We start from the raw sequence: 20721 nt of genomic DNA on the forward strand, positions 1-20721 counted from the left end.
TCGATGCGCATCACGATCGCGGCTGTCGGCCGAATGAAGGCCGGGCCGGAGCGGGAATTGGTCGCCCGCTATCTCGATCGTGCCACCGGCGGCGGCAAGCCGCTGGCCCTTGTTGGATTTGACGTCGTTGAACTCAGCGAATCGCGCGCCTCATCCTCGGCCAGCCGCAAGGCCGACGAGGCCAAGGCCCTGCGCGCTGCGCTGCCTGATGGCATCGTGGTGGCGCTCGACGAGCGCGGCAAGGCGATCGGCTCGGAGGCTTTCGCCCAGCAGATACAGCGCTGGCGCGACGATGGCCGCCCGGCCGTGAGCTTCGTCATCGGCGGCGCCGATGGCATCGACCCCGATTTCGTCAAGGCCGCAGACCTGGTGCTCAGCTTTTCGCCCATGGTCTGGCCGCACCAGCTGGTGCGCATCATGCTGGCAGAGCAGCTCTACCGCACCACCACCATCCTGAGCGGGCATCCCTATCATCGTGGCGACTAGGTCAATCTCGCTATGGTTAAGCAACGTTAACCTGCGGTTTTCCGGGTGTTTGCTATGGTGCCCCGATTGATTCGGGCGCCACGCGCCCCCACGGGAGAGGTCATGGCGCTCGGGCCAGGCAAGAGACTGGGATTGTTGCTGGCCGGCGCATTGCTGGCAGGCACCGTGACCCTGCCGCTGCTCGCCCAGACCGAGACCACTTCGCCGACGCCGGCTCCCGCCACCGAAGCCCCAGCGGCGCCCGCGACTCCGCCCGCCGAGGCGCCAGCCGTACCGCCAGAGACCGAGACGACGACCGAGGTACCCCTCCGGGGCACGATCACCGAGCCATCGGCCCCCGAGGGTGCCACTCAACCTGCCGCGCCCACCGCGGCCGACCTCGAGGCCGTCGAAGCCTCCATTTCGCTCAGCCAGGAGCGCATCGACGCGCTCAAGGCCGAGATCGCCGAGATGGAGGGGGATCGCACGCGCCAGAATGCGGCGTTGATCGCCGCGGCGCAGCGCGTCAAGCTGGCCGAGATCGAAGTGGCCGATGTCGAGGAACGCCTGGGCGACCTGATCGTGCGCGAACTGGATGTGCGCGGCCGGCTCGATGGCTCCAATGCCGAGATCGCCAACGTGCTGGCAGCGCTCGAGCGCATCACCCTCAACCCGCCCCCGGCACTGATCGTCGACCCCGATGACGCGCTCGGCTCGGCCCGCAGCGCCATCCTCATCTCCGCCATCGTGCCGCAGCTGCGCGCCAAGGCCGATGCGGTAACAGCCGACCTCAAGACGCTGACCGAGATCAAGGCGCAGGCCCTGGCCGAGGAAGCCACGCTCAAGGCCAACTATGCCGTGCTCGAGGAAGAACGGCTGCGCATTGCCACGCTGATCGTGGCACGCAAGCAGGGCATCGCTGTGCGCGGCGAGGAACTGGCCGCCGAGGAAGCCGAGGCCGTGGCCCTGGCAGCCCGCGCCAGCACCTTGCAGGAGCTGATCGGTAGCCTCTCGGAGCGGGCGAGCTCGGTCTCGGCCGCCGAGGACGCCGCCAACGCCTCTATCGATCCCGACGCGCCAGTGCTCAGTCCCGAGCAGATCCAGGTCGCGCTGGCCAATAGCGCCCGCACCGAGCCAGCCATCCCCTTCGGCGCCGCCCGAGGTTACCTGACCATGCCCGCCAATGGCGTCAACGTCGTCGATTATGGCGCCGGCGATGGCTTTGGCGGCATCAGCCAGGGCATATCGGTGGTGACCCGCGCCGAGGCGCAGGTGGTGGCGCCCGCCGATGGCTGGGTACTCTACAAGGGCCCCTACCTCAATTACGGCCAAATCGTCATTCTCAATACCGGGCAGAACTACACCGTGCTGCTTGCCGGCCTCGAAAGCGTGACCGTGGACATCGGCCAGTTCGTGCAGATGGGCATGCCCCTGGGCACCATGGGATCACGCACAATTGGGCGCTCGGTAACCACCAATGCTGGCGCGACCCAACCGACCCTCTATATTGAACTTCGACAAAACAACGAGCCCGTCGATCCGACCGGATGGTGGGCAAACCCGACACAGAGTGGATAGAACCCTCATGCGCCTGACTCCCCTTCGCGTTGCCGCCATAGTCCTGGCGCTGTCGCTGCCCGCTGGCCTCCTGATCGCCCAGGAGGAGCCGGCGCCCGCTCCCGTGGAGGAGCCCGCGCCGCCGGCCGAGCCAGCGCCCGCGCCCGGCGGCGAGGAGCCCGAGCCCACCGCCGAGGAAAATGCCGCTGCGCCGCGCGATCCGCTCGAAATCTATGCCGACCTCAACCTCTTCGGCGAAATCTTCGACCGCATCCGCGCCGAATATGTCGATCCGCCCGATGAACAGGAGCTGATCCGTGCCGCCATCCAGGGCATGCTGACCTCGCTCGACCCCCATTCGGGCTATCTGCCGCCGGCCGATTATGACGACATGCGCGAGGATACGTCTGGCGAGTTCGGGGGCCTCGGCATCGAAGTCACCATGGAAGAGGGCGTCATCAAGGTGGTCTCGCCCATCGACGACACCCCGGCCGCCAGGGCCGGTATCATGGCCAATGACTTCATCATCGAACTCGATGGCGTGCAGGTGCAGGGCCTGACCCTGGATGAGGCCGTGGCCAAGATGCGCGGGCCCATCGGCACCTCGATCAAGGTGACCGTGTTCCGCGAAGGCGTCGAGCAGCCGCTGGACTTCGAGCTGACCCGCGCCGTCATCGCCATGCGCGCCGTGCGCTGGACCATGGAAGGCGGCGAGGAGGAGGGCAAGGGCGACGTCGCCGTGCTGCGCCTCAGCCGCTTCTCCGAACAGGCCTTTGTCGGCATCGAGAAGGCCCTGCAGGACATTTTCGAGGCCCGCGACGGCGTGGCCCCCAAGGGCATCATCCTCGACCTGCGCAACAATCCGGGCGGCCTCGTGGACCAGTCGGTTTATGTCGCCGACGCCTTCCTCAAGCAGGGCGCCGTGGTGCTGACCCGTGGCCGTGTGCCCGAGGAAAGCGCCCGCTACGATGCCCAGCCGGACGCTCTCGACGCCATGATCGCCGACGTGCCGCTGGTGGTGCTGATCAACGGCGGCTCGGCTTCCGCCTCCGAGATCGTCGCCGGCGCACTGCAGGACCACAAGCGCGCCACCGTCGTGGGAACGCGCTCCTTCGGCAAGGGCAGCGTGCAGTCGATCATCTCGCTGGGGCCGGACGGCGCCATGCGCCTGACCACCGCCCGCTACTATACCCCCAACAACCGCTCGATCCAGGCGCTGGGCATCAGCCCCGACATCGAGATCAAGCAGGTCGTGCCCGAGGAATTCCAGGGGCGCGACGAGATCATCGGCGAAGCGGGCCTGGCCGGCCATATCACCATCGAGGGCCAGGAAGAAACCAGCGTCGGTTCGTCCGTCTATGTGCCGGCCGAAAAGGCGGAGGATACGCAGCTGCAATATGCGATCCGCCTGGTCAACGGCGCCGAGATCAACCCGGCCTTCCCAGCCAAGGCCGAATAACGGCGGGCGCGCCGCTGTGCTATCAAACCCTGTGGGGCGAGGCCGCTGATTCGCTGCCTCGCCCCACTGTCTTTGCATCGTGCGGAACTCATCAACGATGGCCAATGACCTCACCACGCCGCTGACCGGACGCAAGCGCAGGCCCGGTGGCCCGCGGCCGCAGCTGCCGATCGCCCGAATCCTGTTCGCGGTGCTGGCGCTGATTGCCGGCGCCTTCGTACTGCGCCTGGTGCTGACCGACGATCCCAATGGCGGCCGCCCCAGCGAAGAGGTCGCCATCACCTCCACGCAAAACAGCAACCAATTGGCCAACGAGGTCAGCACCGGTCCGGTCACCATCACCGCCGATCCCCAGCAATTCCCCGCCGGCAGTTCGGTGACCTCAGTGCCATCAGGGACGATGGGCGCCAATTCCATTGCCGGCCTGCCCGATATCTTCGGCGCCCTGCCCGATCTCAGCGAGGAGACCTCGGACGGTCCCATCCCGCGCGTCTCGGCCACCGGGCAGACGCCGTTCTCCACCTATTCGCGCCCGCTCGACCCCGCGACCCCCATCAACCTGCCCAAGATCGCCATTGTCGTCACGGGCCTGGGGATCAACGAACAAGGCTCGCTCGACGCCATCGACGACTTGCCCGACGAGGCGACGCTGGCCTTTGCGCCCTATGGCAAGACGCTGACCACCACGGTGGCGGCGGCGCGGGCTGCCGGTCATGAAGTGCTGCTCGAAATTCCGCTCGAACCCTTCGATTTTCCGCAGAACGATCCCGGCCCGCAAACCCTGCTGACCGGCGAGCCGCTGCGCGCCAACCTCGACAAGCTGTTCTGGCTGATGGCCCGCTTCGGCGGCTATACCGGGGTCATCAACAATATGGGCGCCCGCTTCACCGCCTCGGCTGCCGATTTCTCCCCCATCATGGAGGAGCTGGGTACGCGCGGCCTGGGCTATCTCGACGACGGCTCGTCCAATCGCTCGCTGGCCAAGCAGCTCGCGGCCGGCAACAAGGTGCCGTTCTCGCGCGCGGACCTCACCATCGACGCCAATCCCGCGCGCCAATCCATTCTCGCAGCGCTTGCCAGCCTTGAGGCCAAGGCGCTGGAGAATGGTCAGGCAATCGGTATTGTCAGCGCGCTGCCCATATCGGTCGCGGTCATTGCCGAATGGTCCCGCGAACTGGAAACGAGGGGCATCCTGCTGGTGCCCGCCAGCGCCCTGATGAAATAGAGTTTGCCATGTCCGCCCGCCCTGACCGCCAATCCCTGCCCTATCGCGACTGCGTCGGCGTCGCCGTATTCAATCAGGAGGGCAACGTCTTCATCGGCCGTCGCAAGCCCGATGACATGACCGAGGACCGCACCGAGGTCGAGGCGCCCTGGCAGATGCCCCAGGGCGGCATAGACAAGGGCGAGGACCCGCTGCGGGCGGCCCTGCGCGAACTCTACGAGGAAACCAATATCACCACGGTGAGCCTGCTGGCCGAGGCACCGGAATGGATCTACTACGACCTGCCCGACGAGGCGCTGGGCATCGCGCTCAAGGGCAAGTATCGCGGCCAGCGCCAGCGCTGGTTCGCCTTCGCCTTTACCGGCAAGGACAGCGAGATTGACGTCGCGACGCCTGGCGGTGGCAAGCATCCTGCCGAATTCGACGCCTGGCGCTGGGAGCGGCTGTCCCGCACCCCCGGCCTCATCGTACCGTTCAAGAGACAAGCCTATGACAAGGTCGTCGAGGCCTTTGCCGACATCCCCCAGCGCTTCACCCATGTGTAGCCCCAGATGAAAACCATCGGCCTGATCGGCGGCATGAGCTGGGAGTCGACGGCGCATTATTACCGCGTCATCAACCAGGAGACGGCGTCGCGCCTGGGGGGCCTCCATTCGGCGCCGCTGATCGTCCATTCGGTGGATTTCGCCCCCATCGCCGCCATGCAATCGGCCGGCGACTGGGATGGCGCCGGGCAGCAGCTGGCCACCATCGCCCTGGCACTGCAGACGGCGGGCGCGGAGGTCATTGGCCTCGCCACCAACACCATGCATATCGTCGCCGATGCCATCACCCGCGACCTCAGCGTGCCCTTCGTCCATATCGCCGACCCGACGAGCGACGCGCTGCTGGCCGATGGCTTTGAGACGGTGGGCCTGCTGGGGACGCGCTTCACCATGGAAATGGGCTTCTATCGCGACCGACTGGCCGGACGCGGGCTGACATCGCTCATCCCCGAGGTCGATCGCACCAACCTCAACGGCATCATCTATGAGGAACTGTGCCGGGGCATCGTCCGCGAGCAATCGCGGCAAATCTACATCACCGCCATCGAGCGCCTCGCCGCCCGCGGCGCCGAGGCGGTCATCCTGGGCTGCACCGAAATCACCATGCTGATCGACGATTCGGTCAGCCCGCTGCCGGTCTATGACACCACCGACCTCCACGCCAGGGCATTGGTCGGCGCGGCTTTGGCCTAGGCGGCGCGGCGGGATCGCGAGGCGGCCCCGCCCTCCTCAAGCGTGAACACATCGATGATGCGGTCGAGCTCGCTGGCCTGCGCCTCGGTCTGCTCGATGGCGGCATTGGTCTGTTCCACCAGCGCCGCATTATGCTGGGTCATCTCGTCCATGGTGCGGACGGCGATATTGACCTCTTCAATGGCCGATGCCTGTTCGCGGCTGGCCTGGGCAATCCCCTCGAGCAGCGCGGTGTTTTCGCGCACGCCATCGCGAACGCCCAGCAGCCGCTGCGCCGCCTGCTCGACCAGACGCGAGCCCTCGGCCACCTCCCCGACGGAACGATCGATGAGCTGCTTGATCTCGGCCGACGCACCGGCGGCCGACTGGGCCAGCCGTCGCACTTCCACGGCCACCACGGCAAAGCCCTTGCCGGCGTCGCCCGCCCGCGCCGCTTCGACCGAGGCATTGAGGGCCAGAAGGTTGGTCTGGAAGGCGATGTCGTCGATCAGCCCAATGATGCTGGAGATCTTGCCCGAGGATTCGGTGATCCGCGCCATGGCGTCTGTCGCCTGCCCCATCACCTTGCCGCCCTCTTCGGCCGAGCGGGATACCGCATCGGCCTTGCTGCTGGCCTCGGCGGCGTGAACGGCATTCTGCCCCACCGTGCCGGCGAGCTGCTCGACGGCTGCCGAGGTTTCTTCGATGGTCGCGGCCTGCTTGGTGGTCCGCTCGCTCAGGTCATTGGCACCGGTGAGAATTTCCCCGGTCGCCGACTTGAGCGAACGCGAGGTCTGGCGGAGCTGGCCGACTATGCGCGTCAGTTGCTCGCCCACCTGGTTGGTGCTGTCGCGCAGCGCGCCGAAGGCGCCGCGATAGTCGCCCGTCATCCGCACAGACAGGTTGGTATCAGCCAGCGCCGCCAGCACGCGACCGGTCTCAGCCAGTCCGCTATCGACGGTGGCGACCAGGTTGTTGACACTGCTGGCAAGCTGGTTGAGTTCGTCATCGGGGAAATTGGCGTCGACCCGATGGCTGAAGTCGCCGGCCACGGCGGCATCGACCACCTGGCCGAAGGCGGCCCGCAGCGATCCCATCATCGCCGCGCGTTCACGCTGCGCCCGGGCGCGCTGCTCGGCCTCGTCGGCGCTCATGGCACCGACCTTGACGCCATTGTCGCGGAACACGGCAATGGCACGGGCCATCTCGCCCAACTCGTCCGACCGTCCGGTCCCGGCAATGGTCTCGACGGCATTGGGGTCTTCGGCAATCTGGCTGGCGGTGCGCACCAGGCCCAGCAGCGGTCCGGTCACCGAGCGGCGGATGAAGAAGGACAGTGCCACGATCAGGACGGCGATCACCCCGACCCCTGCCAGGGCCGCGGTGACGATGGTCTGGCTCTGTCGGGCGAGGCTATCGGTCATGTCCCATGCGAAGGCGGCGGTGCCGACCACGGCCTTGTCCGGGCCGAAGCGGGCGGGGACGGCGACATAGGCAATGGCGCCGCTCGAACTTTGCTCGACCGCGCCGCTGGCCAGCGAGCGCGCCGCCACCTCGGCCAGCGCGGCCGAATTGTCACCGGCATCGGCCGTGCCGGCGATGAGATTACCCTGCAGATCGAAACTCGCACCAGCCGCAAACTGGTCGCCCAGCGAGGCCTTGAGTCCGTCATAGGCGGTCAGCACGGCATCAGCCTTGCCGAAGCGGATACCGCCCGCCAGCTGTTCGGTACTGGCCGTTGAGACGGTGGTATTGGCCCGCTCAAGTTCACTGCGCAGCAGGGCCGCATTCTGGCTGATGCCGACATAGCTGATGGCGGAAGCGCCGACGATCAGTGCCAGCAGCACGAGGCCGACAATCTTGCGCGTAAGGGTGAGCTTGGGCATTTTGGTGGTCTCTTCGCCGTAAGGGTGCGGCCGCCCGGCGGCCGCGGATCGTTCAGAGCATGGAGACGTCGACGCCCACCGTGATGGCGCCGACGACATTGCCGGTGGCCGGATCGGTGATCGGCACGGAGACCTGGCTCTGGAAGACCTGGGTGCTCTCGTCCTGCTCGACCTCCCCGATATGGACGGCACCGGCGCCCCCGCCAAAGCTGGCGGTGAACTTGTCTTCATCGCCCTGCCAATAATCGGAGGTCAGCGTGCTCTGGCCGACATTGAGGCCCTTGGCATCCATGGCGAAGATTTCGGTATACTTGCCGGCCGAGGCCTCCTGCACGCCCGCCAGATATTGCGAGGCGGCATTGCCCAGCGTGGCATCGATCAGCGGCTTGCTGGCGGTGCCCACCTCGGCGCGCCACTGCGCGTCGAGCGCATCGATCTTGGCCTGGTCATAGGCGCTGGTGACGGCATTCTGCGCCACGATGGCGGCCACCAGTGCCGGATCGCTGGCAAAGGCCGCGATTTCGCCCTTGGCCAGTTCGGTCAGCGGGGCAGTAAACTCGTCCTGGGCGAGGGGCGCGGCGGCCAGCGACAGGGCCGCGGCAAAGCCGAACGCCACAAAGGCCGGTCGCAGCATGGTATGGATCGACATGGAATTGTTCTCCTCTGCCGCGCGAGGGGAAGCGCGGCTTTGGTTACAACCATGTGCCTAGGTGGTAAAGAGTCGGTGAATAACCCTATGAGCCGAACTTTATGTCCGGCTCACGCAGCCCGACTCTTCGGCCTTTGCGTCGTTGCGCCAATCGATTGGGTGTCATGGAGCACGAAGATGTCGACGATGCGGTCGAGGGTTCGGGCTTCTGCCTCGGTCTGCTCGATGGCGGCATTGGTCTCTTCGACCAGCGCGGCATTGTGCTGGGTCATTTCGTCAAGCGTACGCACGGCGATGGAAACCTCGTCGATCGATGAGGCCTGCTCGCTGCTGGCGCGGGCAATGCCCTCGACCAGGGCGCTGTTCTGGCGCACCGCCTCGAGCATTTCGGCCAACCGCGACGCGGCATCGGAGACCAGCTTGCTGCCGCCACGAACTTCGCTGGCCGATTGCTCCACCAACGCCTTGACGTCGGCGGAGGCGCTGGCGGCCGACTGAGCCAGGCGCCGTACTTCGACCGCCACCACGGCGAACCCCTTGCCGGCATCGCCGGCCCGGGCTGCTTCGACCGAAGCGTTGAGCGCCAGCAGGTTGGTCTGGAAGGCGATATCGTCGATCAGTCCGATAATATTGGAGATCTTGGCCGAGGATGCGGTGATGCGCTCCATGGCTTCATTCGCCTCGGTCATCACGGTACCGCTCTCGGTGGCCGTACGGGAAACCGCAAGCGCCTTGCTGGCCGCATCGCGCGCCATATGGGCATTGCTCGCCACCGTGCCGGCCAGTTGCTCCATGGCGGCCGAAGTCTCTTCGATGGTCGCCGCCTGGCGGCTGGTGCGTTCCGAGAGGTCGTTGGCCCCCGAAAGAATCTCACCAGTTGCCGAACGGATCGAGCGCGACGCGGTGCGCAACTGGCCGATCAGTTCGGCAAAGCGGGTAACCGTGCCGTTGAGCGCGTGGCGCAGGTCCTCGAACTGGGCCTCGAAGGGGGTATCGACCGTGCCGGTCAGATCGCCGGCTGCCAGTTGCTGGAGCCCGGCCCCGACGGCGGCAACCGCCTGTCTGCGCGCCGTCACGTCAGTGGCGAACTGCACCACCTTGTAGGGCACGCCATCGAGCCCCAGTATGGGGTTGAAGGTGCTCTGGATCCACACCTCACGACCGTCGCGGGTGCGGCGGCGATATTCCCCGCTCTTGAACTGGCCCCCGGCCAGATCCAGCCAGAACTGGCGATAGGCCGGCGAAGCCGGATCGGCATCGAACAGGAACAGCGCATTGGCCTGGCCGAGCACGTCGTTTCGGCCATAGCCAAGCAGGTTCAGGAAATTCTCGTTGGCATCCAGCACCTCGCCGGTCGTGCTGAACTCCACCACCATCTGCGACATCGAAATGGCGTTGAGCTGGCCGGTGTGGTCGGCCGCGGCGACCAGGTGCTTGTTGGTCTCTTCGCCCAGTTCGGCGACGCGCTCGGCATTGGCACGGAAGACTTCCACCGCCCTGGCCATGGCGCCGATCTCGTTGCGGCGCTCGGTATAGGGCACAGCGATAGCAAGATCCCCCTCGGCCACGGCGCTCATCACCTCGGATAGGCGCGGAATGGGCCGGGTCAGCAGGCGCGACAGCAGCAGCGCCATGACGCCAATCAACAGCAGGGCCGCGCCGCCCACAGCGACGAGCATGGTCAGGTTCTGCCCCACCACCGCCTCGATCGGGCCGCGGGCCACCGCCACCAGCAGCGCACCGATAACGGTGCCGTCAGCCATGGCGATGGGCAGGTAGCGGGTGAAATACCCGGTGCCGTTGATGGTCTCCTCGGCCTCCGCCGACTGGTTGGCCATCATGGTATCGAATAAGGGCGTGCCGGCCATGATCGGTGCATCGAGCAGGCGCTCGCCATCGGGTTTGAGCAGGCTCGACGTGCCGACATTGAGATCGGGACCGACCTCGGCATCATAGACGTAGATGGCGGCATTCTCACCGGCCACCCGGGCAATGGTGTCGATCACGTCATGAGTGCGGAAACGCGGCATCGAGCGCATGGTGAGCGATGCAACATTGCCCGCCTCGTCCGATCCGATCTCAAGGCTGGGCAGGTTGACCTGGAGGATCTCTGCGGTGATGCGGGTGGCACTCGCCACCTCGTGCGCGGCATCGTTGCTCGCGGTATTGGAGAGGCTGACGAACAGGCCCAGCAGCACGGCACCAATGGCGATGGCGATCGAACACACCGCCATGGCGGCAATGGCAAAGGTCAGGCGGATATTGCCCAGCAGCGAACCCATTGAACTCTCTCCAGCATCCGCACGTCCTTCTGGACGCGGCAAGAACCTCTTCCCCGGGTGGAGACTGCGGGACTTTGATTAAGCGAGTGTTGATGCCATGCAACTTTCATAGACGAATCAAGGCATTGCCTAAACCTTGTGCAATCGATTGCGCTAGGTGCGCCGCGGCACCGTGATGCCAAGTGGCGAAAGCGGGGTTCCGACCTGGGCCGACTAAACAAGGTGAAAGCGCAATGCCGGCCGATGCAAGAAAAGCGCCCGCGGAAATCATCCACGGGCGCTTCGACTGTTCTGCGATATCGCCGTTCCTAGTGGATGTGGCCGCCGTTGATCTGGCCGGCTTCGATGGCCAGGTTCAGCAACGCACTGACGATCTCCTGCGTATAGGATTTCTCTTCCGGCGTCGCGGCAGCGGCCAGTTCGGCTTCGGCGGCCTTGATCTGGGCGGCGAGATCGGCGTGGTCGAATTCGGCGAACGGCGCAGACTGCTCGGCCAGGATCGTCAGGCCCTCGGCCGACACGTCGGCAAAGCCGCCCTTGACGAAGAATATCTCGTCGCGGCCGTCGCTGCCATTGACGGTGATGAAGCCGGGACGCAGCGTCGTCATGAACGGGGCGTGGTCGTTCATCACGGTGAAATAGCCCTCGGAGCCAGGCACGGTGACCGAATGCACGACTTCCGACAGCACCAGCCGCTCGGGCGACACGATCTCGATCTTGAGGCCTTCAGCCATGTTTTTGGTCCCTTAGCGGAGCAAACCCGAATTTCCGGGCCTGGGCAGGGGGCTCGCCGCGCGCGACGAGCCCGGATTGCAGAAATCAGGCAGCCTGGGCAGCCAGCTTCTGGGCCTTCTTGACGGCGTCTTCGATGGTGCCGACCATGTAGAAGGCCGCTTCCGGCAGGTGATCGTACTCGCCATTCACCAGGCCCTTGAAGCCCTTGATGGTGTCTTCGAGCTGCACGAACACGCCCGGCGAGCCGGTGAACACTTCGGCCACGTCGAAGGGCTGGCTCATGAAGCGCTCGATCTTGCGGGCGCGGGCCACGGTGAGCTTGTCCTCTTCGGAAAGCTCGTCCATGCCCAGGATGGCGATGATGTCCTGCAGCGCCTTGTACTTCTGCAGCACTTCCTGGACCTTGCGGGCGGTGTCGTAGTGCTCCTGGCCAACAACGCTGGCATCGAGGATGCGCGAGTTGGAGGCCAGCGGATCCACGGCGGGGTAGATGCCCTTTTCCGAGATGGCGCGGTTCAGCACCGTCGTCGCGTCAAGGTGAGCGAACGAGGTAGCCGGAGCCGGGTCGGTCAAGTCGTCGGCGGGCACGTACACGGCCTGCACCGAGGTGATCGAACCCTTGTTGGTCGTGGTGATGCGTTCCTGCATCTGGCCCATGTCGGTGGCCAGCGTCGGCTGGTAACCCACGGCGGACGGGATGCGACCCAGCAGAGCCGACATTTCGGCGCCGGCCTGGGTGAAGCGGAAGATGTTGTCCACGAAGAACAGCACGTCCTGGCCCTGGTCGCGGAAGTTCTCGGCGACGGTGAGGCCGGTGAGAGCAACGCGGGCACGGGCGCCAGGGGGCTCGTTCATCTGGCCGAACACCAGGGCGCACTTGGAGCCAGCGGCCGAGCCGCCATGCTCCGCCGGGTCCTTGTTCACGCCCGATTCGATCATTTCGTGATAGAGGTCGTTGCCTTCGCGGGTGCGTTCACCCACGCCGGCAAACACCGAATAACCACCATGCGCCTTGGCGACGTTGTTGATCAGTTCCTGGATCAGCACGGTCTTGCCCACGCCGGCGCCGCCGAACAGGCCGATCTTGCCGCCGCGTGCATAGGGGGCGATCAGGTCCACCACCTTGATGCCGGTGACCAGCACCTGCGACTCAGGCGACTGGTCCACGAATGCCGGGGCTTCCTGGTGGATTTCGCGCTTGGCGGTCTCGCCGATCGGGCCGGCTTCGTCGATCGGCTCGCCGATGACGTTCATGATGCGGCCCAGGGTCTCGATACCGACCGGCACCGAAATGGCAGCACCGGTGTCCGAAACCTCGGCGCCACGCACCAGGCCTTCGGTGGTGTCCATGGCGATGGTGCGCACCGTGTTTTCACCCAGATGCTGCGCCACTTCCAGCACCAGGCGCTGGCCATTGTTGGTAGTTTCGAGTGCGTTCAGGATCGCGGGCAGGTGGCCGTCGAACGTGACGTCCACGACGGCGCCGATGACCTGCGATACGCGACCGGCCTTTTTCTCTGCCATTTGTTTCGTCCTTCGCTGAGAGGCTTAGAGCGCTTCCGCGCCCGAAATGATTTCGATGAGTTCTTTGGTGATCTGGGCCTGGCGCTGGCGGTTATAGCTCAGCTGCAGCTTGCCGATCATTTCGCCCGCGTTGCGGGTCGCATTGTCCATGGCGGACATCTGCGCACCGTAGAACGAGGCGGAGTTTTCGAGCAGGGCCTTGAGGATCTGCACCGATATATTGCGCGGCAGCAGGTCCTCGACGATGGCTTCTTCGCTCGGTTCGTATTCGTAGGGCACGGCCGATGCTTCGGCGGCGCCTTCGCCTGCCGGCTTGTCGAGCTTGGCCGGGATCAGCTGCTGGGCCGTCGGCACCTGGCTGATCACGCTGCCGAACTTGGCGAAATAGAGCGTCGCCACGTCGAATTCGCCGGCATTGAACATGGCCAGCACCTTGTCCGCCACCTGCTGGGCCTGGACGAACCCGACCTGCTTGATTTCGCGGAAATTGAAGGTGTCGACGATATTGTCGGGGTACTGGCGCTTGAGGATGTCGTTGCCCTTGCGGCCAACGGTCAGGATCTTGACCGTCTTGCCCTGGCTGAGCAGCTTGGCGGCATGCTCGCGCGCCAGGCGGGCGATCGACGAGTTGAAGCCGCCGGCCAGACCGCGCTCGCCGGTGGCAACCACCAGCAGATGGGTCTGGTCCTTGCCCGTGCCGCCCAGCAGCACCGGGGCATTTTCCTGGCCGTCATAGACAGCGCCAAGCGCCGCCAAGACCTTGCCCATGCGCTCGGCATAGGGGCGCGCGGCCTCCGCAGCTTCCTGGGCGCGACGGAGCTTGGCCGCCGCGACCATCTGCATGGCCTTGGTGATCTTCTGGGTCGACTTGACCGAGTCGATGCGGTTCTTGAGGTCCTTTAGCGACGGCATGACGTCGTCTCCTTCAAGCCCTTAGGCCGCGTAGGTCTTCTTGATATCGTCGAGAGCCGCCTTGAGCTTGGCCCGCGAGTCGTCGCTCAGGGCCTTCTCGGTGGCGATGGTCGAGAGCAGCTCGGCATGCTTGCCGCGCATCGCCGACAACACCGTCTTCTCGAAGTCGCCAACCTTGTTGACCGGGATCGAGTCGAGATAGCCATTGGCGCCGGCAAAGATCACCACAACCTGCTCTTCCATCTTGAGCGGGCTGAACTGGGGCTGCTTGAGCAGCTCGGTCAGGCGCGCACCACGGTTCAGCAGGCGCTGGGTCGAGGCATCGAGGTCCGAACCGAACTGTGCGAAGGCGGCCATTTCGCGATACTGGCTGAGTTCGCCCTTGAGCGAGCCGGCAACCTGCTTCATCGCCTTGACCTGGGCCGAGGAGCCCACGCGGCTCACCGACAGACCGACGTTCACGGCCGGGCGGATGCCCTGGAAGAACAAGTTCGTCTCGAGGAAGATCTGGCCATCGGTGATCGAGATCACGTTGGTCGGGATATAGGCCGACACGTCGTTGGCCTGGGTCTCGATCACGGGCAGTGCGGTCAGCGAACCCAGACCATGGTCTTCGTTCAGCTTGGCAGCGCGCTCGAGCAGGCGGGAATGGAGGTAGAACACGTCGCCCGGATAGGCTTCGCGGCCCGGCGGACGACGCAGCAGCAGCGACATCTGGCGGTAGGCAACGGCCTGCTTGGTCAGATCGTCATAGGCGATCACGGCATGCATGCCATTGTCGCGGAAGAACTCGCCGATGGCGCAGCCGGTGAAGGGCGCAATGTATTGCAGCGGCGCCGGATCGGAAGCGGTTGCGGCGATCACCACCGAATACTGCAGCGCGCCGGCTTCTTCGAGCTGGCGCACGAACTGGGCAACCGTCGAGCGCTTCTGGCCGATGGCGACATAGATGCAGTAGAGCTTGTCGGTTTCCGACGCATTGGCGTCGTGGGCCGGCTTCTGGTTGAGGAAGGTGTCCAGGATGATGGCCGACTTGCCGGTCTGGCGGTCGCCAATGATCAGCTCGCGCTGGCCACGGCCGATCGGGATCAGCGCGTCGATGGCCTTGAGGCCGGTCGACATCGGCTCATGCACCGACTTGCGCGGCAGGATGCCGGGCGCCTTGACGTCGACGCGGCGGCGTTCGGTATGCTCGATCGGGCCCTTGCCGTCGATCGGATTGCCCAGGCCATCGACCACGCGGCCGAGGAGGCCCTTGCCGACCGGGGTATCCACGATCGAGCCGGTGCGCTTGACGACATCGCCTTCCTTGATGGAACGGTCATTGCCGAAGATCACGACGCCGACATTGTCGGATTCGAGGTTAAGGGCCATACCCTTGATGCCGCCGGGGAACTCGACGAGCTCACCCGCCTGCACCTTGTCCAGGCCATAGACGCGCGCAATGCCGTCGCCGACGCTCAGCACCTGACCGACTTCGGAAACCTGGGCTTCCTGGCCGAAATTCTTGATCTGGTCCTTGAGGATCGCAGAGATTTCCGCGGCTTTGATGTCCATTATCCGACCTCTTTCATGGCGATCTTCATCGCAGCGAGTTTTGTCTTGAGGGATGAGTCGATCATCTGGCTGCCGACCTTCACCTGAAGGCCGCCAATCAAGGACGGATCGACGAATTGGTTGAGCGTGACGGTCTTGCCGATCTTGCCCTTGAGCGTTTCGGCCAGCGCCTTGGCCTGGTCGGCACTGAGCGGCGCAGCCGAGGTTACATCCGCCGTTACCTCTCCGCGCGCCTTGGCAGCCAGTTCGCGGAAGGTCGCGATGATGGCGTCGAGCGCGAACAGGCGACCGTTCTTGGCGATCAGCTTGAGGAAGTTGGCGACCAGCGCATTGGTCTTGCCCTTGGCGAGCAGCGCATCGAGCGCCTGCGCCTTGTTGTCGGCAGTAATCACTGGCGAACGCAGGAAGCGCGAGAAGTCAGCGCTTTCCCCGATGAGGCGGGAAACGTCGGACAGCGACGTTTCCACCGATGCCAGCTGGTTCTCGCTCGAGGCAAGATCGAACAGCGCCGACGCATATGGCCGGGCGATCTGGGTAAGCACTGAATTCTGCGCTGCCAATGCCGCTACACCCTCTAGGTTGCCCGCCCGCTTGACCGCCCTATTTCTCTGGGAAACCCGGGCGGTTGCCGACGCTTGTTCTTGTCTGGAAAAGAGGCCGTCCGGAGACCCCTTCAAAGTCGCGCTCGCTCTAGCACAGCCCTTGCGCGGCTTGCAAGGCTTGGGGGTTGGATTCAAATGCGGCGAAAGTGTCGCAGGGCCTACATGAAGCTCATCGGGTCGATATCCACCTGCACCCGCAGGTTGCCCGTGACCTTCTCGGCCGAGCCCAGCCAGAATCGCACATAGCCCGAGAGATCGAAATCCTTGCCCGATTGCGCCAGCAGCCGCACGCGGTGGCGGCCGCGCACCATGGCGACCGGGGCATCGGCGGGGCCGAAGAGCTTCACCCCATCGGCCATCGGCGCAGCCGAGAGCAGCTTCTTGGCAAAGCCCATGGCCACGTCATGCTCGTTGGCCGAGACGATGAGGGCGGCGAGTCTCCCGAAGGGCGGCAGGCCACCGGCCTCGCGCGCCAAGAGTTCATGCGCATAGAAGGCTTCGCGATCGCCCGTAACCATGGCCCGCATGACCGGATGGTCGGGGTGATAGGTCTGGAGGAACGCCTTGCCGGTCTTGGACGCCCGGCCAGCGCGGCCGGCCACCTGGGTCAGGATCTGGAAGGTCCTTTCGGCTGCGCGCGGATCGCCATGCGCCAGGCCCAGATCGGCATCGAGCACGCCCACCACGGAGAGTTTCTCGAAATGATGCCCCTTGGAAACCAGCTGGGTGCCGATGATGAGATCGAACTCCCCGCGCTCGATTTCGGCGAAGCGCTCCTTGAGCTGGGCATTGCTGCCCATATCCGATGACAGGATCACGCGCCTTGCATCGGGGAAACGAGCAGCGGCCTCCTCGGCCACCCGCTCGATGCCAGGGCCGACCGCGACGAGGCTTTCGGTATCGCCGCATTCGCTGCACACCTTGGGCGTACGCACCTCGTGCCCGCAATGATGGCACATCAGCACGCCGCGAAAGCGATGCTCGACCATCCACGCCGAGCAATCAGGGCATTTGTATTGATGGCCGCAGGAGCGGCAGAGCGTCAGCGGCGCATAGCCGCGCCGGTTAAGGAACAGCAAGGCCTGCTCGCCCCGGTCGAGCGCCGCGAATACCTCGCGCGCCAGGAGGGGCGCAATCCACTGGCCCTTTTCCGGACCATCCACGCGCATGTCGATGGCCGTGATATTGGGCATGGCCGCCTCGGCGAAGCGCGAGGTCAGCAGCACATGGGCATAGCGGCCGGTATTGGCATTGTTGCGGGTCTCCACCGACGGTGTCGCCGAGGAGAGGATGACCCGGGCATCGGCCAGATGCGCCCGCACGATAGCCATGTCACGGGCGTGGTAGTTGACCCCGTCCGACTGCTTATAGGCGCCGTCATGCTCCTCATCGAGCACCAGCATGCCCAGTTCGCGGAACGGCAGGAACAAGGCCGAGCGGGCCCCGACCACCGCCCGCACCGTGCCATCGAGCACGCCGCGCCAGACCCGGGCGCGCTGCGCCGGGGTCATGTCGGAATGCCATTCGGCGGGCCGCGTACCAAAGCGCTTGGTGAAGCGGGCAATGAAGGTGTTGGTCAGCGCGATCTCGGGCAGCAGGATCAACGCCTGCCGGCCGGCGCGCAGGGTGTCGGCCACCGCCTCGAAGAACACTTCGGTCTTGCCGCCGCCAGTCACGCCATCGAGCAACGCGACCCCAAACTTGTGCGGATCGAGCGCGGTGATCTCGTCCAGCGCCTTTTGCTGGTCGGGTGACAGGGTGGCGATGGCACCATCGGGATCGGGCGGCAGCACCACGGGTGGGGGCGGCATTTCGAGCCGCTCCACCGCCCCGGCCCGCTCCAGCCCCTCGATGACCGAGGGCGAAACACCGGTGGCCCCGATCAGCGCCGCCTTAGGCCAGGCCATGCCGTCCATCAGCGTATCGAGCACGCGCAGCCGGGCCGGCGTCAGCTTTTCCGGTTCGTGGCCGGTGCGGCGGAAGGCGATGACAGGTTTGGGCGTATCGAGCGCCTCGGTAGAGCGCAATACCGCGCGCAGCACCTGGCCCGGCGCCGCCAGCGTATAGCGCGCGACCCAATCGACGAGCTTGAGCAATTCCTCGCTGAGCGGGGGAATGTCATAGGCCTGGGCGATGTCGCGCAGCCGGTTATGCGCCACCATATCCTTGGGCGGCCCCCAGACCACGCCCAGCGTCAGCCGCGGCCCCAGCGGCACGGCAACGATCGAGCCCCGCACAACCTCCATGCCCGGAGGAATGCGATAGCTGTAGGGGCCCTCGACGGCCACCCCCACCATGACGGCGACGATGTCTGGACGGTCTTCCATTTGTGCCCGTTCTGTTCGCACCCGGAACATAGGGAGCGCAAGTGATTCTGCCAAAGCGGCTGACTGCTGACAGGCTCTGTCAGCGGCTGGGCGCAGGGTGTCTTTCCAAGCACAGGAGGATCCCATGACCCACGTGATCGACCATTCGCCCGCCAACCGTTCGCTGCTGGACCTGGTGGAACGCGCCAGCCTCTTCGCGCTGCTGCAGCAGGCCCTCGAGCGCCAGAAGCGGCCCCAGGAACTGCCAAGCCGGCTCCATGACGATCTGGGCCTGCCGCCGAGCCAGCGCGCCGATTTCGGCCCGCACGGCCGCTAGGTGGCGATCAGAACTTGCCCTTGAGGCCGGCGGTGACTTCGGCGCTGCGCAGGGCCGCGGCCGCCGCATTGACGAAGGTTGCGGTCTGCGCGCCGGTGGCGATGTTGTAGGTCCTGGTGTCGCCGCGCTGCTCGAAGATGTGGTCGTAGCGGGCCGCCAGGGTCAGCTCGGCATTCTCCCCCAGCGCATAGCCGACATCCACGCCCGCCGTGAAGGTGGGCGCCATATAGAGCGTATCGACGAATCGCAGATTGCGCAGCCAGTGATCGTCCGTCGCCACCGACAGGAAGGTGACGCCGCCACGCAGCAATCCGCCAACGCGGAAATTGCCGTAATATTCCTCGCCGTCGACGCCCAGGAACAGTTCGGGCAATTGCTGGCGGTAGGTTATGGCCGCCGCGCCGTCGGGGATGGTGCCGGGCGTGTCGCGGAAGCCGGCGCCCGAATAGACGTAGGTGCCGCCATAGGCCGTCCACTGCACATCGGTATATTTGAAACCGGCATGGGCGCGGATCACTGCACTCGGGTCATTGACCAGCTCGTAGCCCAGCGCCGCGGCGCCGGTGAAATAGTGGTCGACCCGGGTGTCGGGATGCTGGCTGCGATGCGACCAGTTGTCGAACGTGTCGTCGCCCCGAAGCCAGTCATAGTCTTCCATGTAGCTGTCGCCGTAGGCCGCAGTGCTACCCTCCAGGCTGGCGCTGAGGCCACCCCCGAAATCCACCGCTATCCCGCCGCGCAATACCGGCGTCGCCGTCTGCCAGATCAGGTGGCTGACGGTGTAGTTGCCATTGAGCACCTTCTCGTCGCCCTGCAGATACATGGCGCCGATGCTGGCATTGATCCGCACGCTGTCGTCGGGGCTGGCATAGGCGACGGACGGGCCGGGCATGACAATGCCGTCCTGCTGCCAGTAATCGGCGGACTGCACGGCGCTGCTGGCGGCAGTGAGCGCTATCGCGCCGACGGCAAGACGATTCCGAACCAGTGATAGACGCATGGTCTTGCCTCCCTTGGATAAAACCATGGTCTTTCGAGGTTAAGGATGGGTTTACCACGTCAGTTGACACTGTGTTCATGGTCGATTCCGCCTTTGCCACCGACGAATTCGTGCGTGAGCAGCTCGCCGCCTGGCAGCGCGAGCTGGGCTCGGTGCGCCGGCTTGCCGCCAATACGCTGGAGGCCTATGGCCGCGATGTCGACCAGTTCCTGAGCTTCCTGGCCGGTCACACCGGCGGGCCGGTGACGCTGGCGACGCTGAAGGAATTGCGCGGCGCCGATGTCAGAGCCTTCATGGCCCAGCGCCGCAGCGAAAGCCTGGCCTCGCGCTCGCTGGCGCGCGTGCTGTCGGCGCTCAAGAGCTTCTTCCGCTTTCTCGAGCGCGAAGGCGTTGTGGCGACCGAAGCGCTCAATGTCATCCGCACCCCCAAGCTGCCCCGGTCCCTGCCCAAAGCGCTGACCGTGATCGAGGCGCGGCAGACCATTGCCACTGTTGGCGAAATGGAAGAACTCCCCTGGGTGGCGGCGCGCGACATGGCGGTGCTGTCGCTGTGCTACGGCGCGGGCCTGCGTATTTCGGAAGCCCTGGCGCTGACCACAGGCGATCTGGAATCCCAGGTTTTGCGGGTGACCGGCAAGGGCGGCAGGATCCGGCTGGTGCCGCTGATCGAGGCGGTGCGCAAGGCGATCGACCTCTATCTTGAGCTCTGCCCGTTCAAGTCCTGGCCGGAAGAGCCGCTGTTCCGCGGGGTCAAGGGCGGGGTGCTGTCGCCGCGGCTGATCCAGTTGCGGGTGGCGCAATTGCGCGGCGCGCTGGGCCTGCCGCCATCGGCGACGCCGCATGCGCTAAGGCATTCCTTCGCCACCCACCTGCTGGGCCGGGGCGGCGATCTGCGCGCCATCCAGGAACTGCTCGGCCATGCCAGCCTCTCGACCACCCAGATCTATACCGCCGTCGATACCGACCGGCTGCTGGAGAGCTATCGCAAGGCGCATCCGCGCGGGTAAT

18 protein-coding genes are annotated in these 20721 nt (G+C 65.5%); 8 read left to right on the plus strand and 10 right to left on the minus strand.

What is annotated here, in order from left to right:
* Positions 1-3: 3 nt before the first annotated feature.
* From rlmH to IH615_RS17965, 6 genes are all read left to right on the plus strand, one after another.
* Positions 4-486, plus strand: coding sequence for a 23S rRNA (pseudouridine(1915)-N(3))-methyltransferase RlmH (rlmH, locus tag IH615_RS17940; RefSeq protein ID WP_291364021.1), 483 nt, complete (start codon positions 4-6; stop codon positions 484-486).
* Between the two features lie 102 nt (positions 487-588).
* Complete coding sequence (locus IH615_RS17945) at positions 589-2043, plus strand: peptidoglycan DD-metalloendopeptidase family protein (protein WP_291364023.1); 1455 nt, start codon at positions 589-591, stop codon at positions 2041-2043.
* A 7-nt stretch (positions 2044-2050) separates the two neighbouring features.
* On the plus strand, positions 2051-3481 hold the full coding sequence (locus IH615_RS17950; RefSeq protein WP_291364025.1) for a S41 family peptidase: 1431 nt from the start codon (positions 2051-2053) through the stop codon (positions 3479-3481).
* Between the two features lie 97 nt (positions 3482-3578).
* Positions 3579-4706: a divergent polysaccharide deacetylase family protein gene (locus IH615_RS17955; protein WP_291364027.1), complete on the plus strand. Its 1128-nt coding sequence runs from the start codon at positions 3579-3581 to the stop codon at positions 4704-4706.
* A gap of 8 nt (positions 4707-4714) precedes the next feature.
* Positions 4715-5251 (plus strand): RNA pyrophosphohydrolase, encoded by a 537-nt coding sequence (locus tag IH615_RS17960; protein ID WP_291364029.1) that lies wholly within the window; start codon positions 4715-4717, stop codon positions 5249-5251.
* A 6-nt stretch (positions 5252-5257) separates the two neighbouring features.
* A complete protein-coding gene (locus tag IH615_RS17965; RefSeq protein ID WP_291364031.1) occupies positions 5258-5944 on the plus strand; it encodes an aspartate/glutamate racemase family protein in 687 nt (228 codons plus the stop codon).
* On the opposite strand, the gene IH615_RS17970 is transcribed toward IH615_RS17965, so the two are convergent.
* The 9 genes from IH615_RS17970 to IH615_RS18010 all read right to left on the minus strand — a co-directional run bounded on the left by IH615_RS17970 (position 5941) and on the right by IH615_RS18010 (position 18397).
* Positions 5941-7809 carry a methyl-accepting chemotaxis protein gene (locus tag IH615_RS17970; RefSeq protein WP_291364033.1) on the minus strand — a complete coding sequence of 623 codons (1869 nt, stop codon included), beginning with the start codon at positions 7807-7809 and terminating at the stop codon, positions 5941-5943. The two genes, IH615_RS17965 and IH615_RS17970, sit on opposite strands and share 4 nt — an antisense overlap.
* 52 nt (positions 7810-7861) lie before the next feature.
* Positions 7862-8458, minus strand: a complete 597-nt coding sequence (locus IH615_RS17975) for a hypothetical protein (RefSeq protein ID WP_291364035.1) — start codon at positions 8456-8458, stop codon at positions 7862-7864.
* A 110-nt stretch (positions 8459-8568) separates the two neighbouring features.
* On the minus strand, positions 8569-10740 hold the full coding sequence (locus IH615_RS17980) for a methyl-accepting chemotaxis protein (protein WP_291364037.1): 2172 nt from the start codon (positions 10738-10740) through the stop codon (positions 8569-8571).
* Positions 10741-11048: 308 nt separating this feature from the next.
* On the minus strand, positions 11049-11474 hold the full coding sequence (locus IH615_RS17985) for a F0F1 ATP synthase subunit epsilon (protein WP_291364039.1): 426 nt from the start codon (positions 11472-11474) through the stop codon (positions 11049-11051).
* Positions 11475-11559: 85 nt separating this feature from the next.
* Entirely contained in the window at positions 11560-12999 is a 1440-nt protein-coding gene (atpD, locus tag IH615_RS17990; protein WP_291364041.1) for a F0F1 ATP synthase subunit beta, read from the minus strand.
* A 24-nt stretch (positions 13000-13023) separates the two neighbouring features.
* A complete protein-coding gene (locus IH615_RS17995; protein ID WP_291364044.1) occupies positions 13024-13911 on the minus strand; it encodes a F0F1 ATP synthase subunit gamma in 888 nt (295 codons plus the stop codon).
* A gap of 21 nt (positions 13912-13932) precedes the next feature.
* Positions 13933-15468, minus strand: coding sequence for a F0F1 ATP synthase subunit alpha (gene atpA, locus IH615_RS18000; protein WP_291364046.1), 1536 nt, complete (start codon positions 15466-15468; stop codon positions 13933-13935).
* Complete coding sequence (locus IH615_RS18005) at positions 15468-16028, minus strand: F0F1 ATP synthase subunit delta (RefSeq protein WP_291364048.1); 561 nt, start codon at positions 16026-16028, stop codon at positions 15468-15470. The genes atpA and IH615_RS18005 overlap by 1 nt, the downstream gene beginning before the upstream one ends.
* Before the next feature lie 200 nt (positions 16029-16228).
* Complete coding sequence (locus IH615_RS18010) at positions 16229-18397, minus strand: primosomal protein N' (protein WP_291364050.1); 2169 nt, start codon at positions 18395-18397, stop codon at positions 16229-16231.
* A gap of 124 nt (positions 18398-18521) precedes the next feature.
* Here IH615_RS18010 and IH615_RS18015 point away from each other — a divergent pair, with 124 nt between their 5' ends.
* Positions 18522-18713: a hypothetical protein gene (locus tag IH615_RS18015; RefSeq protein WP_291364052.1), complete on the plus strand. Its 192-nt coding sequence runs from the start codon at positions 18522-18524 to the stop codon at positions 18711-18713.
* 7 nt (positions 18714-18720) lie between these two features.
* On the opposite strand, the gene IH615_RS18020 is transcribed toward IH615_RS18015, so the two are convergent.
* On the minus strand, positions 18721-19713 hold the full coding sequence (locus IH615_RS18020; RefSeq protein ID WP_291364054.1) for an omptin family outer membrane protease: 993 nt from the start codon (positions 19711-19713) through the stop codon (positions 18721-18723).
* Between the two features lie 77 nt (positions 19714-19790).
* Here IH615_RS18020 and IH615_RS18025 point away from each other — a divergent pair, with 77 nt between their 5' ends.
* Complete coding sequence (locus IH615_RS18025; protein WP_291364056.1) at positions 19791-20720, plus strand: tyrosine recombinase XerC; 930 nt, start codon at positions 19791-19793, stop codon at positions 20718-20720.
* Position 20721: the final 1 nt, after the last annotated feature.

This window comes from Devosia sp., assembly GCF_014860165.1.
Taxonomy (GTDB): Bacteria; Pseudomonadota; Alphaproteobacteria; order Rhizobiales; family Devosiaceae; genus Devosia.

Coding starts and splice junctions, on each gene's coding strand:
- rlmH (WP_291364021.1), top strand. CDS start 4: ATGCGCATCACGATCGCGGCTGTCGGCCGAATGAAGGCCGGGCCGGAG.
- IH615_RS17945 (WP_291364023.1), top strand. CDS start 589: ATGGCGCTCGGGCCAGGCAAGAGACTGGGATTGTTGCTGGCCGGCGCA.
- IH615_RS17950 (WP_291364025.1), top strand. CDS start 2,051: ATGCGCCTGACTCCCCTTCGCGTTGCCGCCATAGTCCTGGCGCTGTCG.
- IH615_RS17955 (WP_291364027.1), top strand. CDS start 3,579: ATGGCCAATGACCTCACCACGCCGCTGACCGGACGCAAGCGCAGGCCC.
- IH615_RS17960 (WP_291364029.1), top strand. CDS start 4,715: ATGTCCGCCCGCCCTGACCGCCAATCCCTGCCCTATCGCGACTGCGTC.
- IH615_RS17965 (WP_291364031.1), top strand. CDS start 5,258: ATGAAAACCATCGGCCTGATCGGCGGCATGAGCTGGGAGTCGACGGCG.
- IH615_RS17970 (WP_291364033.1), bottom strand. CDS start 7,809: ATGCCCAAGCTCACCCTTACGCGCAAGATTGTCGGCCTCGTGCTGCTG.
- IH615_RS17975 (WP_291364035.1), bottom strand. CDS start 8,458: ATGTCGATCCATACCATGCTGCGACCGGCCTTTGTGGCGTTCGGCTTT.
- IH615_RS17980 (WP_291364037.1), bottom strand. CDS start 10,740: ATGGGTTCGCTGCTGGGCAATATCCGCCTGACCTTTGCCATTGCCGCC.
- IH615_RS17985 (WP_291364039.1), bottom strand. CDS start 11,474: ATGGCTGAAGGCCTCAAGATCGAGATCGTGTCGCCCGAGCGGCTGGTG.
- atpD (WP_291364041.1), bottom strand. CDS start 12,999: ATGGCAGAGAAAAAGGCCGGTCGCGTATCGCAGGTCATCGGCGCCGTC.
- IH615_RS17995 (WP_291364044.1), bottom strand. CDS start 13,911: ATGCCGTCGCTAAAGGACCTCAAGAACCGCATCGACTCGGTCAAGTCG.
- atpA (WP_291364046.1), bottom strand. CDS start 15,468: ATGGACATCAAAGCCGCGGAAATCTCTGCGATCCTCAAGGACCAGATC.
- IH615_RS18010 (WP_291364050.1), bottom strand. CDS start 18,397: ATGGAAGACCGTCCAGACATCGTCGCCGTCATGGTGGGGGTGGCCGTC.
- IH615_RS18015 (WP_291364052.1), top strand. CDS start 18,522: ATGACCCACGTGATCGACCATTCGCCCGCCAACCGTTCGCTGCTGGAC.
- IH615_RS18020 (WP_291364054.1), bottom strand. CDS start 19,713: ATGCGTCTATCACTGGTTCGGAATCGTCTTGCCGTCGGCGCGATAGCG.
- IH615_RS18025 (WP_291364056.1), top strand. CDS start 19,791: ATGGTCGATTCCGCCTTTGCCACCGACGAATTCGTGCGTGAGCAGCTC.